The sequence below is a fragment of the Suttonella sp. R2A3 genome, from assembly GCF_021513215.1.
Classification (GTDB): domain Bacteria; phylum Pseudomonadota; class Gammaproteobacteria; order Cardiobacteriales; family Cardiobacteriaceae; genus JAHUUI01.
The window spans coordinates 1,836,523-1,851,897 of the sequence record NZ_CP090975.1 but is presented as its reverse complement, the minus strand read 5'-3'; the positions used below and the strand labels follow the sequence as shown (position 1 = coordinate 1,851,897).

The 15,375-nt window shown below is 48.4% G+C and carries 15 protein-coding genes; 7 read left to right on the top strand and 8 right to left on the bottom strand.

All coding sequences use genetic code 11. From position 1 onward, the window contains the following. Window positions 1–41: 41 nt before the first annotated feature. From L0B52_RS08900 to L0B52_RS08870, 7 genes are read right to left on the bottom strand one after another with little or no spacing between them, the layout of a single operon-like run. A complete protein-coding gene (locus L0B52_RS08900) occupies window positions 42–1,181 on the bottom strand; it encodes an ABC transporter permease (RefSeq protein WP_235064371.1) in 1,140 nt (379 codons plus the stop codon). Then, window positions 1,178–2,104: an ABC transporter ATP-binding protein gene (locus tag L0B52_RS08895; RefSeq protein ID WP_235064370.1), complete on the bottom strand. Its 927-nt coding sequence runs from the start codon at window positions 2,102–2,104 to the stop codon at window positions 1,178–1,180. The genes L0B52_RS08900 and L0B52_RS08895 overlap by 4 nt, the downstream gene beginning before the upstream one ends. Continuing rightward, on the bottom strand, window positions 2,097–3,035 hold the full coding sequence (locus tag L0B52_RS08890) for an HlyD family secretion protein (protein WP_235064369.1): 939 nt from the start codon (window positions 3,033–3,035) through the stop codon (window positions 2,097–2,099). Before L0B52_RS08890 ends, L0B52_RS08895 begins: the two co-directional genes overlap by 8 nt. 49 nt (window positions 3,036–3,084) lie before the next feature. After that, a complete protein-coding gene (locus L0B52_RS08885; RefSeq protein WP_235064368.1) occupies window positions 3,085–3,879 on the bottom strand; it encodes a ChbG/HpnK family deacetylase in 795 nt (264 codons plus the stop codon). After that, window positions 3,869–4,255: a GtrA family protein gene (locus L0B52_RS08880; protein ID WP_235064367.1), complete on the bottom strand. Its 387-nt coding sequence runs from the start codon at window positions 4,253–4,255 to the stop codon at window positions 3,869–3,871. Before L0B52_RS08880 ends, L0B52_RS08885 begins: the two co-directional genes overlap by 11 nt. 3 nt (window positions 4,256–4,258) lie before the next feature. After that, window positions 4,259–5,251: a glycosyltransferase family 2 protein gene (locus L0B52_RS08875; RefSeq protein ID WP_235064366.1), complete on the bottom strand. Its 993-nt coding sequence runs from the start codon at window positions 5,249–5,251 to the stop codon at window positions 4,259–4,261. Continuing rightward, the gene (locus L0B52_RS08870) at window positions 5,241–6,890 is read right to left on the bottom strand and encodes a glycosyltransferase family 39 protein (RefSeq protein WP_235064365.1); all 1,650 of its coding nucleotides are present in this window, start codon (window positions 6,888–6,890) and stop codon (window positions 5,241–5,243) included. The genes L0B52_RS08875 and L0B52_RS08870 overlap by 11 nt, the downstream gene beginning before the upstream one ends. A 156-nt stretch (window positions 6,891–7,046) precedes the next feature. On the opposite strand from L0B52_RS08870, the gene L0B52_RS08865 reads away from it, so the two are divergent. The 5 genes from L0B52_RS08865 to L0B52_RS08845 all read left to right on the top strand — a co-directional run bounded on the left by L0B52_RS08865 (window position 7,047) and on the right by L0B52_RS08845 (window position 11,669). After that, the gene (locus L0B52_RS08865; protein ID WP_235064364.1) at window positions 7,047–8,078 is read left to right on the top strand and encodes an ABC transporter substrate-binding protein; all 1,032 of its coding nucleotides are present in this window, start codon (window positions 7,047–7,049) and stop codon (window positions 8,076–8,078) included. A 34-nt stretch (window positions 8,079–8,112) separates the two neighbouring features. Then, window positions 8,113–8,973 (top strand): proline/glycine betaine ABC transporter permease, encoded by an 861-nt coding sequence (locus L0B52_RS08860; RefSeq protein ID WP_235064363.1) that lies wholly within the window; start codon window positions 8,113–8,115, stop codon window positions 8,971–8,973. A 7-nt stretch (window positions 8,974–8,980) separates the two neighbouring features. Beyond that, entirely contained in the window at window positions 8,981–10,189 is a 1,209-nt protein-coding gene (locus L0B52_RS08855; RefSeq protein ID WP_235064362.1) for a glycine betaine/L-proline ABC transporter ATP-binding protein, read from the top strand. Between the two features lie 115 nt (window positions 10,190–10,304). Then, window positions 10,305–10,976 (top strand): Crp/Fnr family transcriptional regulator, encoded by a 672-nt coding sequence (locus L0B52_RS08850; RefSeq protein ID WP_235064361.1) that lies wholly within the window; start codon window positions 10,305–10,307, stop codon window positions 10,974–10,976. A 78-nt stretch (window positions 10,977–11,054) separates the two neighbouring features. Then, on the top strand, window positions 11,055–11,669 hold the full coding sequence (locus tag L0B52_RS08845; RefSeq protein ID WP_235064360.1) for a YceI family protein: 615 nt from the start codon (window positions 11,055–11,057) through the stop codon (window positions 11,667–11,669). Between the two features lie 58 nt (window positions 11,670–11,727). On the opposite strand, the gene L0B52_RS08840 is transcribed toward L0B52_RS08845, so the two are convergent. Then, complete coding sequence (locus tag L0B52_RS08840; RefSeq protein ID WP_235064359.1) at window positions 11,728–13,245, bottom strand: sodium:alanine symporter family protein; 1,518 nt, start codon at window positions 13,243–13,245, stop codon at window positions 11,728–11,730. 215 nt (window positions 13,246–13,460) lie between these two features. On the opposite strand from L0B52_RS08840, the gene L0B52_RS08835 reads away from it, so the two are divergent. Both L0B52_RS08835 and L0B52_RS08830 read left to right on the top strand, forming a co-directional pair. Continuing rightward, complete coding sequence (locus L0B52_RS08835) at window positions 13,461–14,420, top strand: ABC transporter substrate-binding protein (protein WP_235064358.1); 960 nt, start codon at window positions 13,461–13,463, stop codon at window positions 14,418–14,420. 60 nt (window positions 14,421–14,480) lie between these two features. Beyond that, window positions 14,481–15,374 (top strand): ABC transporter permease, encoded by an 894-nt coding sequence (locus L0B52_RS08830; RefSeq protein WP_409202344.1) that lies wholly within the window; start codon window positions 14,481–14,483, stop codon window positions 15,372–15,374. Window position 15,375 lies beyond the last annotated feature (1 nt).

Here is a 15,375-nt window from a genome sequence, read left to right as displayed (position 1 = left end):
TATGGAGGCTAACTCAAGAAAAACAAGACGAAAAAGTGACACTACCCTAATGTAACTTTGTAGCGCCACATCGCGATAAGCCCAGCAACCAACCAAAAAATAGCGATAGCAAGAAACGCCATACTGAGCATAGAAAAATCGGCATTTTTCAACATCACCCCGCGCACAATGCGTAAGAAATGGGTTAGTGGTAATGCTTCACCGATATACTGCGCCCAAACCGGCATCCCACGAAACGGAAACATAAAGCCCGAAAGCAGAATCGATGGCAAAAAGAAAAAGAACGTCATCTGCAGCGCCTGTAACTGTGAGGTAGCAATCGTGCTAAAGGCAAAACCCAGGGTTAAATTCGCTAAAAGAAACAGCAACAAACCACTCAATAAGATCCATACTTGGCCTACAAACGGCACCCCAAATAACCCTAATCCTACGCCTAGAATTAACAGCGTTTGCAACGCCCCTACCCCAAGATACGGGAGGATTTTTCCAAGCATGACTTCAAGTGGGCGTGCCGGCATAGCCAATAAATTCTCCATAGTGCCCCGCTCATGTTCGCGTGTCATCGTAATCGCGGTAATCATCACTCCGGTCATGGTTAAAATCACGCCAAGTAACCCTGGCACAATATGATGGCTAGTAACCCCCCGCGGATTAAACGCACTATGCACCACTACATCCACCGGAGCAACATTAACAGTAATGCCGCGCGGGTCTCTATTGTACGCAGCTAGTGCCTGCTCGATAATATATGGGAAATGCGCACTCGCCGTACTGGATGCTGAAGGATCACTAGCATCGGCTTCCAATAATAACTGCGGACGCTCACCACGTACTAAGGCACGACTAAACCCCGTGGGAATCGACAACACAAAATTCACTTCTCCCGATTGTAGTAATGCGGTGGTTTTTGTCGCATCTAATTCCTCAGCAACCACCGCAAAATAGCCTGATTGTTCCATCGCAGCGACCATGCTTCGCGTTATGTCGCTGCGCTCTTCAAAATGCACTGCCGTGGGTAAATGTTTCGGTTGGAGATTGATCGCATAACCAAATAGAATCAATTGCATCACTGGAATACCGAGCAACATCGCAAAGGTCATCCGATCACGACGCATCTGCAACACCTCTTTGCGCATAATCGCGCCAATTCGTAACAAAATACTCCACCACGCAGTAATCATCGCTGATCTCCACCGCTTTGCATCTCTAGCGCAATAAAGGCATCATCGAGTGTTGGCGCTTCCACCTGCCAAGTAAAATCCTCTGAAAAAGCAGCGAGCGCCGCATCTAATCGAGCGGCATCCTGTCCTACCACATGCAATCGCCCACCATAAAATAACGCACTATCGACTTCATCAAGACGTTGTAAAGCCGCTACAGCACCACGTTGCCCACCACCGACTTGCGTACTGCGGCCTGCCAAACCTGAATGATGAATAATCTCTGCCACGCTACCTTGGGTAAGTAAACGTCCATGCGCCAGATACACGATATGATCACAGCGCTCCGCCTCATCCATGTAATGCGTGGATACCAATACTGTCATCCCACGTTGTGAAAAGGCGTGAATTTCTTGCCAAAATTCGCGCCGCGCTTGTGGGTCAACACCAGCAGTTGGTTCATCAAGCAGCAAAAGTTTTGGCTGGTGTAAGGTCACAGCGGCCAACGCCAAACGCTGTTTCCAACCACCAGATAACCCTGCAGTCAATTCATACTGACGTTGCGTTAACCCTAAATCCTCAATCGCCTGATCCACAGCCTGACGCGGCCGTGCAAGGCCGTATAATCGCGCAACAAACTCAAGATTCTCGCGCACGCTCAAATCCGTCCAGAAACTGAAATGCTGGGTCATATAACCGGTATGGTTCTTGATCGCTCGTGACTCGTGACGAATATCAAAACCCAAGCACTGCCCTTCGCCACGATCGGCTTCGAGCAGTCCGCAAATCATCCGGATACAAGTGGTTTTTCCCGATCCATTTGGCCCCAGAAAGCCCCATACACTCCCCTTCGGTTGTGCAATACTCACATCATCAACCGCCGTTTTACCCGCAAAGTGTTTGCTCAGTCCGCGGACATCAATCGCTAATGCCATCTCACTCATAAGAAACACTCACCGGCAACCCCGGTGGGAGTGTTGCATCATTAAGGCGAGCCGCCACACGAAAAACCAATTTATTGCGCGTGGTGTTGCTATAAATCACCGGTGGGGTAAACGTTGCCTGATCGCTAATTAAACTGATACGTGCTCGCTGTGGCGGCGCGCCATCACTAGTAACGTTAATTTCTTGACCCACCCTGATATCAGGAAGGCTTTTCTGCGGCAGATAAAACACCACTTTACGTGCGTCCTCAGGCAATACTTTTAGCAAAGCCTCTCCGTCACGGACATACTCGCCGGGATGCCGATACACCGCTTCAACCCGACCCGAAAACTGGCTGATAATCTGTCGATCTGCTAACGCTTCTTCGGCTTGTTTCACAGCCACAGCAGTCGCTTGCATCTGTGCGTTTGCCGCATCGATTTGTTCGCTACGTGCCGGAAGCTCGGCGCTATCCAGCTGGGCGTCTAACGCGGCGATTTGTGCGCTTAGCGCTTGCACACGACTTTCTGCCGTCTCTGCCTGCGCGCGTGAGACAGCCTGTGCATCCGCCAAACGCCGATAGCGCTCAGCATCAGTTTTTGCCTGTGCTAATTCAGCTTCGATGGCGCGACGTTGTGCACGAATCGTTGCCAATTCCGGTGGACGCCGACCACTTTGTAAATTACGCCATTGTGCCCGGCTGGTTTCATACTGCGCTCGCGCCATCTCTAGCGCTAATTGCTGATTGGTGTCATCGAGTTGTGCGACGATTACTCCATCGCTGAGCGTCTCACCTTCTACGGCTAACAGGCGTTCTAAACGCCCTGATTGTGGAGATATAATGATGCGGTAATCGCCTTCGATGTAGCCATTAAAGCGCCCATCATCTTTTTGCTGCTCACAGCCAAGCAGCACACATAGCGTCGTGAATATCAGCAGCCATCGGCTCATAGCGACTCCCTGTATCAACAGGCTTTATCATAACGCTAATAACAATAAATCAATAGGATAATTCATCCCATCCGCAAGGTTCAATAGATTGTTCACGTAACAAATGGCGAAACCTGTCACTAGTCAACCACGCATATTCTCGCTCACGGGCTACGCGAATTTCATCATGCCAAGAGTTATCAGCCACCGCCGGATGACACATAATCAGCCCACCACAGGCAGGCATCTTGCCCAGCCAATGCCGCCAAAGCGCTTCCAAACGCAATTCGTCACCCTGAAAATCATAAACCCCTGCAAATACACTGTTATGCTCAATGCCGTGTGTTTGGCTATAACGCTGAATGGCTGGACCACCGAGACCGTGGATGATGTGCGCTTTAACCCCTGCACCAGTGATCGGCTTGGTATGACGCAAGGCAATGTTATTTTTTGGATAACGGTGGGCAAGTACCGCAAACAACGCTTCTCGAATCCCAGGGAATTGATGAACGTGCTGGTGTCCATCGATGAATCGCGGCGCATCATCAACCAAACGCTCAAAACCATCGAGCTGTTCATTGATTGATTGTTCGAGAAACGCAACCGGCAGGCGACGCAACCAGGCATCACGTATCAACTGCTTGAGCGAACACTTTTCCGTTAACAGTCCGGTAAAATCCAAGTGCAAACCGATATCCACCCGTGCAGCACGCAGCGCTTGTCGTTCAGCATCAGACAACGCACCTAAGCTCATCAAACTGGTGCTACGCACAATCCCGCCTTCAGCCAAATCGATCACCGCGCGGTTCACGGCTGGAGAGAGCCCTAAATCATCAACATTGATGATGACGCGCTTAATGGTCATGGCGAAACGCCCAGAATTTAGCAAGCACAAACGATAACAAAGTGACAATAGCGGTGGCGACAAACCATACCCACAGATAAGCAGCCTCGCCGAATAGATGTAAACCAAGTATAAAAAGCAATTGATTGAGCACAAACCCAGAAACAGCCGCCAAGAGCCAGCGTATCAAGCTCGCCCACCAACGCGTATCCATTCCTCGGAAGGTGAGTAAAAAATGGCCGAAAAAGCTCACCAAAAATGCCACACAAAATGCGCCGATATTTGCCCATACTGGTGGCCACGACAGGCCATCAACCAACCCCCACAGGCAAAGCACATGGGTCAGCGCTGCGCTCACACCGACCACGGCAAACCAGGATATTTGCTGCGCCCACATCAGCTAGTGCTCGTCTTTAGGTCGCCGTGAACTGTCATAGACTTCATCAACAACATACAGCGGGCGTTGTTTGACTTCTTCATAAATACGCCCGACATACTCACCAATCACCCCGATACAGATCAATTGCAAACCGGCAGAAAACATAATCCCTGCCGAAAGCGTTGTCCAACCAGCCACATCTCGGCCAGTAAATAACGTATCAAAGACGATAAACAGGCCATAAATAAAGGCAAGCAGCGAGACGACAATACCCATCCGCGAAATCCAGCGTAGTGGTTTGAGCGAAAAAGAGGTGATACCGACCATCGCGAGGTCAAATAAATCACGGTATTGAAATTTACTGCTTCCGTCCTGGCGTGGCGCTGCATTAAACGGCAGATACACCGTATCAAAACCCACCCAGGCATATAAACCTTTCATAAAGCGCTGGCGCTCTGGCAGCGCAAGCAGTGCATCAACCACTTTACGACGCATCAGGCGGAAATCCCCAGCATTAGCTTTTAACTGATAGCGCTGCGCGTCTTGCATAAAACGGTAAAAGCGCTTTTTGAGCCAGCGCGCAAAAAGGCGTTCCTGATCGCGCACCACTTGAACAGCCGCAACCACATCCGCACCACGCTCGTAATGGGTGATCATCTGCTCGAGCATACTCACCGGATGCTGACCGTCAGCATCCATCATAACCACTGCCTCACCTTGCGCTGCCTGCAATCCCGCGCTCAAGGCGGCTTCTTTACCAAAATTACGCGAAAAGCGCACCAACTTTAACCTGACAGTCTCAGGCAGAGTCTCTTGTAGGTCTTCAAAAGCCTCAAGCAACGCGTCTTTACTGCCATCATCGACAATCACAATCTCATGCTGGCCCTGATAGCGTTCTAACAGCGGGTAAAGCTGAGGCACAAACAGCTTTAGCGCCTCAGCATCGTTATACGCCGGGATGACGATACTGTAGGTATAGCTCAGCGCGTGTTGATTGACGGGTTCAGTTTTCATCCATCCCCACCTTTTGGTTCTTGATCTGCTCGACAGGCTCTAATGATAACGGTTTTTCACCTTCTTCAAGTGGTTTATGCAGTAGATCGGGTTGTGGTGGTGCCCAAAACACCACAACCTCAAGTTCTGGCTTTTGTAGGTAACGCCAACCTTGCGCCTGGTAGCGAATTGTTTCTTTAATAATCGGATAGCCTGCGCGTATCAACTCATGCATCACCGAGTATTGGCACCACAACACCCGACGTCTTGCCGCCACAGGGTTACCGTCATCATCGAGTGTATGACACAAAACCACACCATAACCATCACGCCAGCCTTCCTCCGGGTTAACTTGAGCCGCATCGCCTGCTGGGAATCCAGGCACGGCACGCGGATGACTGTCCATAAAAAAGGCGAGTGACGCTGTTTCCTGCCAGGTACCACCACTCCAAGTTAGTTCGGCATCCGGGTAGCGCTCATGAAAACGCGCCTCAATCGCCGCCACCATTTCCTCACGTGCCATGGTATATTTTGCGCTACCGGTCGCTGAGAGTATTAAGGTATAGAGCGTCATCACGCCGAACAACACCGCAGCAAATAGAGCCAAGCATCGTGCCAGTTTAGCTAATGAAAAATTCAGCGGTACGCTTGGTAATAACCACATCGCTAAAGCAATCGGTAAGGCAAACCAAATCGGGATCGCCCAATGCGTGGTTAAATACACACGACCAAAAATATGGAATAGCGAGGTAATCACAGCCGGCATCGCGATCATCAGTAATAACGCTCGCCATGGGATCTGCCAACGAATGGTTTGCTTAGTGGATTGGCCAATCATCCGGCGCAGCAAATAAAACGCGCCCCAAGCAAAAATCCAATAATAAATACTCGATAAATAAAACGACAACACTTTATCTAAGCGAACTCGATCATCGATTTTGGTAAATAAATACTCACTGAATGGGAAATCATTGCGCCATTCCCACACGATATGCGGCATGAGCACTAAGAAAAATACAATAAACGCCAGATACGGCGAATAACTGCGATACCAGCGACGATACGTTGGCTCGAGCACACTGATCGCGAAAAAGCTCGCTAGCAATATCCCTGAATAGTATTTCGCCAACATCGATACCGCACCCAACACGCCAAGCAATAATGTAAACAACCAACGCTCACGGTTAGTACGGCTATGTAAGGTGGCAAAAAACGCATACGCCGTCCATGGCCATAGCGATAATAAAATCGTATCGGCGTTATATTTTGCCGCGAGATGACTATACGGTGTACCGAGTAAGGCAAATAGCAGAACCAGCAGAGAGAAAAGTGCTTTGCGCCGCGCTGGCAAACCAGGCGGTAACCAAAGGCGGCCTAGAGCGACAATGCCTAGCGCACCGACCCCGGCATTAAGATAGGATAATAGGTAATAGCTCCATGTTTCCACAGGAAACACAGAAAACCACAATTTGGCAACCCAGGCGAGAAAAGGTGGGTGTTTGAACGTTCCCCAAACCCATACTTGTCCCCAAGCATAGCCTTCGACCATATCGCCGTATTTATCCATCCCCGGACGGTGTAACTCAGAAATCACCACCCACAGCACAATAAAACCTAGCCACATAAGCCAGAAAAACGTTTTGGGGTTAACTTTTTGCATCAATCCATCTATTGGTTACAACCATAAACGCATCTATTTATAGAACATAATAACCGCGCCATGATACAGCGCAAAACCAACGTTTGCAGAAAATCCGCAAAAAAAATACCAATCAACTGTGTTAATATAAACAAAGTATTAACCGGAGGTTAACTTATGTTCCCCACTATACGTTCCCTACTGCTCGGCACACTCGCCAGTTTCAGCATCTTTTCCTATGCCAACGAACCCCAGTGTGATATAGATCGCCCGATTGTTTTTGCCGGGTTTGATTGGGACTCAATCACCTTTCATAACAGCGTGGCCCGCTATATTTTAGAGCATGGCTATGGCTGCGCGACCGATGAAATCCCTGGATCAACGATTCCTTTATTTAACGGCATGAGTCGTGGCAACATTGATATTGCGATGGAAATCTGGCTGCAGTCAGTCGACGAACTATGGCGGGAAATGGAGGCCGATGGCATCGCTAAAACAATCGGTATTAACGTTGATGATGCCAAACAAGCCTTTTTCATTCCACGCTATTTAGTCGAAGGTGAGAATGCACCAGCACCTGATCTAAAAAGCGTCGCCGATTTACCGCGCTATGCCCAGTTATTTGCTGATCAGGAAGATCCTGATAAAGGTCGATTTTATAACTGCATACTCGGCTGGTCGTGTGAAAAAACCAACACCGCTAAGCTCTATGCTTACGGACTCGATAAAGATTTTGTTAATTTCCGCCCAGGCTCAGGTAACGCTGTCGCATCAGCGGTTGAATCGGCGATTTTGCGGCAAAAACCTATCCTCTTTTATTATTGGACTCCTTCATGGCTGATTGGTAAATTTAGCGATGAACTGATCATCCTCGAAGAACCCGCCTACGATGAAGCCATCTGGTCAAACCTTTTAGCGGCAACCGATAAAGACGCTGACCTCACCAAAGTCGAGTCAGCAACCGCCTATCCTGATTCTCAATTAGCGATTGGCGTCACCACCGCATTTGCGCAAAGCGCGCCGCAAACGATTGAATTTTTATCACGCTATCACACCAGCAGCGAGATTGTGTCTGAAGCGCTGGCAGATATGCGCAATAATGATACCCGCGATGAAGCCATTGCTAAGCGCTTCTTAGAGAAGTACCCCGATCTCTGGATACAATGGGTCTCGCCAGAAGTCGCAACGCGGATCAATGAGTCGCTATAACGCTTTACCAACCCTGCTTTAAGGGGAACCAACGATGGACAATTTTTTCTTCAACATTGGCGATAGCATTCGCGACTCGGTCAATGACGCGATCCGTTATCTGGTGATTAACTACGCCGATGGTTTTGAACAATTCTCGGGTTTTTTTATCACCATCTTGGTCACTATTGAACGTGCGCTGCGCTGGTTTCCCGAACCATTACTGATTGCCTTGATTATGGCGCTGGCCTTTATTGCCAGTCGTCGCTGGCTGCTGTGTTTGGGCGTTGGCTTGGGGATGTATCTGATTGGTTGCCTGGGGTTGTGGGATCAATCGCTACAAACCATTGCCATCATGCTGGTGTCGATGCTGATTGCAATTGTCATTGGCCTACCGCTCGGTATCCTCACCGCACGCAGCAATCGTTTTCGCACCGTACTCTCGCCCGTTCTGGATTTAATGCAAACCATCCCCAGTTTTGTGTATTTGATCCCCGCGGCGATGTTATTTGGCCTCGGGAAAATGCCAGCCATTCTCGCAACCGTTATTTATGCCACCCCACCACTGATCCGTTTGGTCGATTTAGGGATTCGTGGTGTCGATAAAGAAGTGGTTGAAGCGAGTCGTGCCTTTGGTGCCACACGTTGGCAAGTGCTCACCCGTGTGCAAATCCCGCTTGCGCTCCCATCGATCATGCAGGGGATCAACCAAACGATGATGATGGCTTTAGCAATGGTAGTGGTAGCTTCGATGATTGGCGCACGCGGCCTGGGCGAAACGGTTCTTTTGGGCTTACAGCGTAATGATGCCGGTCAAGGCCTGCTTGGCGGTATCGCCATTGTCATCCTCGCTATTGTCTTCGATCGGATTACCCAAGCTGCTGGTCGTCGTGCACAAGCACACCATCAATCATGAGGACATCATGAGCGTTATCGAAGTTCGTCATATCTCAAAAATCTTTGGTGCTAATCCGCGGCAAGCGTTGCGTTTAGTCGAGAATGGCACCGACAAAAAAACCTTATTAGAAGACCACCAGCATGCGCTAGGGCTTTATGATATTAATCTGACTATCGAAGCAGGTGAAATCTTTGTGATTATGGGGCTATCCGGCTCCGGAAAATCCACCTTGATTCGCCATTTTAACCGCCTAATTGACCCGACTGCTGGGCAAATTATCATCAACGGTCAAGACGTGACGGCAATGAGCACGCGCGAACTCATCGAATTTCGCCGCCACACGATGAGTATGGTATTCCAGCATTTTGGGCTCATGCCACACCGCAGCGTGCTCGATAATGTGGCTTACGGGCGGAGCGTACGCGGGGAGGATAAAAAAAGTGCCACAATAGAGGCGGAAAAATGGTTAGCTTTGGTGGGCCTGGCCGGTTTTGAAGCACAATACCCCAAACAATTATCTGGTGGGCAACAGCAACGCGTTGGCTTAGCACGGGCTTTAGCCACGGAAACAGATATTTTACTGATGGATGAGGCGTTTTCGGCACTTGATCCGCTGATTCGCTCACAAATGCAAGAGCAGCTGCTGAGCCTACAAGCACAACTTAAAAGAACGATCGTGTTTATCACCCACGACTTAGCCGAAGCATTACGTATTGGTTCGCGGATCGCCATCCTTCGTGATGGTCAGGTCGAACAAGTCGGCACCCCGGAAGATATTTTATTGCGCCCAGCTAATAATCATATCGAGGAATTTGTCAAAGACGTCAACCGCGCGAGTGTGCTTAATGCTCAGGCAGTGATGCGTCGCCCTTCGCTGTATTTCGATGACGAAAGCGTTGATGAGGCTTTAGCCATTATGCGCGACCACAGCCAGGATTGGGCGTGGGTCAAAACGGGGGATCATTGGGAAGGATTGATTACTGTGGCATTGATTGAACGTGCACGCCAAGCAAACCCACACGCCAGCCTAGCAGATATCGCGCAAAAGCCTCAATCTGTGGATGCCAATCGTAGCATTGAGCACTTACTGCCAATTGCTGTGGGCAACCAATATCCGGTGCCAGTGGTCGATGATGACGGACAGCTTAGCGGCGTCGTGCGACCAGAAGAAGTGATTTCATTACTTGAGAGCGCCTCGCCTGGCATAGCTAACGAAAAACCCGAATCAATATAGTATAATTAAACCAATTAGAAAAATAGCTTAACCTGTCTGCGTGATAGGATTGCTGTTTATTCGCTAAATAAACCTACAGCGCACACTATCGCGCAACGACTTTTTACGGATTATTATGCCAATTAGCCTTGCTCGTGAAATCGCCAAACATTATCTTTTTTCTGCGCTCAGCGACGAAGAACGCGACATCTTGCTCAAAGACGCGAGCAAAAAAAACCTTGCTGCCAACAGCTTAATTTTTCAAAAAGGCGACGCAGCGAGTACGTTTTATTTCATTATTAAAGGCGAAGTACGGATTTATTTTGCGACCCCTGATGGACGCGAAAAAACCATTCGCACCTTTTCCAAGCAACAAAGCTTTGCTGATGCGGTTATGTTTATGCACCACGATCAATATCCTGCTAACGCGGCAACCATTAGCGATTGTGAGCTGTTAGCGATCCGCATCGATACCTTTCGGCGTATTTTAGAAGATCGCCCGCGCTTGTATTCAGCGATTATCGGTCACCTCATTCAACATATCCAGATATTAAGCGGACAAGTTGAGATGCTCAGCGTCATGGATAGCAAGCAGCGCTTATTGCGACATATCAAGCAATTATTACCACCTAATTGGCAGAATAAAGCAACCTACCCCATTTCAATGAGCAAGAAAGACCTCGCCAATCATCTGGCCATGCGTCCAGAAACACTCTCGCGCACCTTGCGCCAAATCGAGGATGATGGCATTTTGATTTGGGGCAAAGATGGTGTGACCCTTATTGCGTGGCCACCACACGAACAATAAATTTTTACTCACCATATGCATTTGTGATTAAATAGACAATGAGATTAATTCTCATTAATTCATTGCTTGGAGTTTCTTATGAAAAAAATGCTTGCCGGCAGTATGGCACTGTGCACCATGGGTTCAGCACTTGCAGCTCAATGTGACTTTACCCCATCGCCTGATCAGTTCGCTTACGGTTTTACCGGCTACGGATTCCCTGATAAATCGTACGTGGTAGAAAATAACACCTTTAGCGATTTTGAACTTGCTTCTGAGTCAGGCAAGCTCCTTGGCGCAACCATCAACATTAAAACGGCTTCAGTGGATACTTCCGCTGATCCTGGCAACTGGGATAAAAGCGGCGAATGGCCAGAAGCGACGATCTTAGTGCGCAACCAAAACATCGCTACCGGGTTATTTGGTAACTTTGTTGATGGTGAAAGCATCAAAGCCGAAATTGCTGAGATTGATGGTGAGAAAGTTGTTCTCGCTGTGACCATGAATGGTGTCACGCAGAATATCGATATGCCTTATACCGTCGCTGACGGTGTGTTCAATGCCAAAGGCACTCTGGACCTCGTAGATTTTGATACTGCTGAGGCGATGGAAAAATTTGCCGCCATTTGCTCTGCTGCATGGCATCAAGGCAAAACCTGGACCGATGTTGATATTTATTTTAGCGTTCCAGTCGCTGAAAGCGCCTGCGAATAATTTTTATCACCAGCAAAAAAAGCCCCAGCGTTTGCCGGGGCTTTTTTATTGTTAGCATTTAAGGGTTATTACGCTTAATGCGTTCTTCCCAGAAGGTGGCATTTTTAATCCCTAATTTTTCAGGATCAAAAGTGAAGTGCTTCACGCCCGCTTTCTTCTGTTCTTCATAGTCTTTTAACGCACGCATCGTTGGGCGAGCTAAGAAGAACAGCGCAAGAATACCCACGATATTGAGCCATGCCATCGCGCCAACACCAATATCACCAACGTTCCAGATATAGCCAGAATTATTAATCGCGCCATAAGCGACCATAAACATAATGACTAATTTGACGATCAGTAACGCTGGGCCTTCCATGCCAATTTTAGCACTCAGGTAGGCAACGTTTACTTCAGCGATGTAGTAATACGCCAAGATGGTTGTAAAGGCAAAGAAGAAGACAGCGAGCGCAACGAAGATCTCACCCATGCCGCCATAGACTTGTGACAAGGCCATTTGGGTAAATGCTGGTGAACTGATCACCGTTGCTGCATCAACATTTTGTACCAGGAATTGTCCATCAGGCAGTGTGCCTTGGATATTATATTGCCCAGTCAAAAGGATCATTAACGCGGTTGCAGTACACACAAACAGAGTATCAACATACACTGAGAACGCTTGCACCAACCCTTGCTGACTTGGATGCTCCACCTCAGCAGCACCAGCGGCGTGTGGCCCAGTACCTTGACCAGCTTCGTTAGAATAAATACCGCGTTTAACCCCCCAACCAATAGCCGCACCAAATCCGGCCTGTGCGGTAAACGCATCAGAGAAAATCAAGCTGATCATCTCTGGTACCTTATCAAGGTTAATAAACACAATAATAAGCGCAAGAATGATGTAGCCTAAAGCCATAAATGGCACGACGACTTGCGTAAAGTTTGCAATACGTTTGATCCCACCGAAAATGATAAAACCAAGAACCAAGAGAATGATTGCTACGGCAACTAAGGTATTAACACCCACTTCACCGGCTAAGGAAGTATTAACCAGATCCCCAGGACCAAAGACTTCTGTTACCGCATTAGCAACCCCATTCGCTTGTACCCCTGGTAAAAACAGTCCACAGGCGAGAATCGATGCAATCGCGAAAACGATACCATAAAACTTCCAAAATGGACCTTTTAAGCAGCGCTCAAAATAATACGCAGGACCACCACGATATTGCCCGGTTTCTGTATCGGTGACTTTATAAATCTGCGCGAGCGTTGACTCAACATAGGCGGTGCTTGCGCCAAGGAAGGCAACAAGCCACATCCAGAAAATCGCCCCAGGACCACCAAAACCGATCGCTGCAGCAACACCGGCAATATTACCCATACCAACGCGTCCGGAAAGTGATACCGCGAGCGCCTGGAAGGATGAAATCCCTTCCTGTGAACCATGATCTTTAAACAATAAACGCCACATTTCGCCAAAATGACGAACTTGCGCAAAGCGGGTTAAGATAGAGAAAAAGAGCCCTGCCCCAAGACAGAGATAAACCAGAGCAGGGCTCCAGATAATGCCATTAAGGCTTGCGATAAAACTTTCCATACAATCCTCGTTAGTAACAAAAGCATAAGTGAATATCATTAATTCACAGTAACAATATAGCATAGCTTTTTTACCAAAAAGCAATATTTTCTTGATTATTACCACCGATTATTATCGTTTCTACTTGAGTTTTTTACAAAAAGCGTGCTTAGCTTCGCAGCGTTCTATGCTAAGATTATTTTTCCTAACCTAACCTTAAGGAGCACATCATGGGAATGAATAAAAAATTATGGTTAACCGCCGCTGCAGGCATATTGGCAAGCGCGACGACGCTGGCGGATGCTCCTTTGGTGGCCATTACTCAAATTGTGGCACATCCTGCATTAGACGCTGTCCATGAAGGTGTGGTTGATGAACTCAGCGAACAAGGCTACACCGCTGATGACAATATTCGTTATATGCATGAAAGCGCACAAGGCGATACCGCCATTGCCGCACAAATTGCCAAGAAATTTGCGGGTGAAGACCCGGCGGTGATTGTCGCGATTGCCACCCCTTCAGCACAATCTGTTGCTGCTGCAGTCCGTGGGATTCCTGTAGTTTTTACAGCCGTGACCGATCCTGTTGAAGCTAAATTGGTGGATAATCTGGACAAACCTGGTAAAAACATTACCGGGGTAACAGATGCCATTGCCCTTGATAAGCAAATTGCGATGATCCAACAAATTGTCCCAGAAGCTAAAAATATCGGCACCGTGTTTAATCCTGGCGAGGCCAATTCTGTGGCAACAAACACCAAGATTAAAGCGTTTTTTGAAGATAAAGGCCTAACCTTAGTTGAAGCACCAGCCACCAAATCTTCAGAAGTCCTTGCTGCAGCTCGTTCATTAGTCGGCAAAGCGGATGCGATTTACATCACCCTTGATAATACGGTGGTGAGCGCGATGGAAGGTGTTGTTCAAGTGGGCGAACAAAACAAACTACCGGTGTTTGCTGCTGACACCAGCTCTGTAGAACGCGGTGCGATTGCAGCCCTTGGTTTTGATTATTACGACGTTGGCCGCGCAACCGGTAAACAAGTTGCCGATATCCTCAAAGGTGCAAACCCTGGCGATATCCCAGTCGGTCACTTAGAAGAACTCAACCTATTCATTAATCCGGGTGCTGCTGCAAAAATGGGCGTAGACCTGCCGCAAGAAGTATTAGATAGCGCCGCAGAAATTGTCGGTGAATAATCTGATTTTTAATCTCCAGGGCGCTTCGGCGCCCTTCAATTTTTGGTTTAATACACTATGCTGTTGAGTGAAATTGCGTTTTACGGTGCCATAGAAACCGGCTTTATCTATGGATTAGTTGCCTTTGGCATTTACCTGTCGTTTCGTGTGCTGGATTTCCCTGATCTCACCGTAGATGGCAGCTTTCCCCTTGGCGCAGCAGTTGCCGCCGTGTGCATCATGAATGGCTGGAATCCTTGGCTAGCTACATTAACCGCAATTGTTGCCGGTATGCTGGCAGGTGCTGTCACCGCATTTCTAAACGTCAAATTGGGCATTTTGAACCTGCTGGCCTCAATTTTAGTGATGACCGCGCTCTATTCAGTCAACCTGCGCGTTATGGGACGACCAAACGTCGCTTTATTGGGTGAAGACACTATTCTCACCCCCTGGGAAGCACTGCCAGTGCCGTATTTTATTGTGCCGGTCATTTTATTTGCTATCGTCGCGCTGGCTGCTTTTGCCTTTATGTGGTGGTTTATGAAATCAGAGATCGGACTTGCGATGCGTGCAACAGGCGCCAACCCCAGTATGGCACGCGCGCAAGGGATTGCCACGAGTGCAATGATCATGCTCGGCGTTGCTGTCGCCAATGGTTTGGTTGGCTTGGCGGGTGCGCTATTTGCACAAAGCCAAGGATCAGCGGATGTCACCATGGGCGTCGGGGTGATTGTTATTGGTTTGGCCTCATTGATTGGTGGTGAAGCGCTACTGACGCCAAAAACAGTCGTTCGTGCGCTCATTGGCTGTATTCTTGGCGCGATTGTTTATCGTCTGGCGATTGCCTTAGCGCTTAACGCGGACTTTATCGGTCTCAAAGCACAAGATCTCAACTTGATCACCGCAGCCTTGGTCACCTTGGCTATTGTCCTTCCTGGGATGAAACGCAAACTAAAACTACGGACCCGTGGGTAAG

Excerpts from the sequence above, each read along its gene's own strand:
- L0B52_RS08900 (WP_235064371.1), bottom strand. The coding sequence starts at position 1,181 with ATGATTACTGCGTGGTGGAGTATTTTGTTACGAATTGGCGCGATTATG.
- L0B52_RS08895 (WP_235064370.1), bottom strand. The coding sequence starts at position 2,104 with ATGAGTGAGATGGCATTAGCGATTGATGTCCGCGGACTGAGCAAACAC.
- L0B52_RS08890 (WP_235064369.1), bottom strand. The coding sequence starts at position 3,035 with ATGAGCCGATGGCTGCTGATATTCACGACGCTATGTGTGCTGCTTGGC.
- L0B52_RS08885 (WP_235064368.1), bottom strand. The coding sequence starts at position 3,879 with ATGACCATTAAGCGCGTCATCATCAATGTTGATGATTTAGGGCTCTCT.
- L0B52_RS08880 (WP_235064367.1), bottom strand. The coding sequence starts at position 4,255 with ATGTGGGCGCAGCAAATATCCTGGTTTGCCGTGGTCGGTGTGAGCGCA.
- L0B52_RS08875 (WP_235064366.1), bottom strand. The coding sequence starts at position 5,251 with ATGAAAACTGAACCCGTCAATCAACACGCGCTGAGCTATACCTACAGT.
- L0B52_RS08870 (WP_235064365.1), bottom strand. The coding sequence starts at position 6,890 with ATGCAAAAAGTTAACCCCAAAACGTTTTTCTGGCTTATGTGGCTAGGT.
- L0B52_RS08865 (WP_235064364.1), top strand. The coding sequence starts at position 7,047 with ATGTTCCCCACTATACGTTCCCTACTGCTCGGCACACTCGCCAGTTTC.
- L0B52_RS08860 (WP_235064363.1), top strand. The coding sequence starts at position 8,113 with ATGGACAATTTTTTCTTCAACATTGGCGATAGCATTCGCGACTCGGTC.
- L0B52_RS08855 (WP_235064362.1), top strand. The coding sequence starts at position 8,981 with ATGAGCGTTATCGAAGTTCGTCATATCTCAAAAATCTTTGGTGCTAAT.
- L0B52_RS08850 (WP_235064361.1), top strand. The coding sequence starts at position 10,305 with ATGCCAATTAGCCTTGCTCGTGAAATCGCCAAACATTATCTTTTTTCT.
- L0B52_RS08845 (WP_235064360.1), top strand. The coding sequence starts at position 11,055 with ATGAAAAAAATGCTTGCCGGCAGTATGGCACTGTGCACCATGGGTTCA.
- L0B52_RS08840 (WP_235064359.1), bottom strand. The coding sequence starts at position 13,245 with ATGGAAAGTTTTATCGCAAGCCTTAATGGCATTATCTGGAGCCCTGCT.
- L0B52_RS08835 (WP_235064358.1), top strand. The coding sequence starts at position 13,461 with ATGAATAAAAAATTATGGTTAACCGCCGCTGCAGGCATATTGGCAAGC.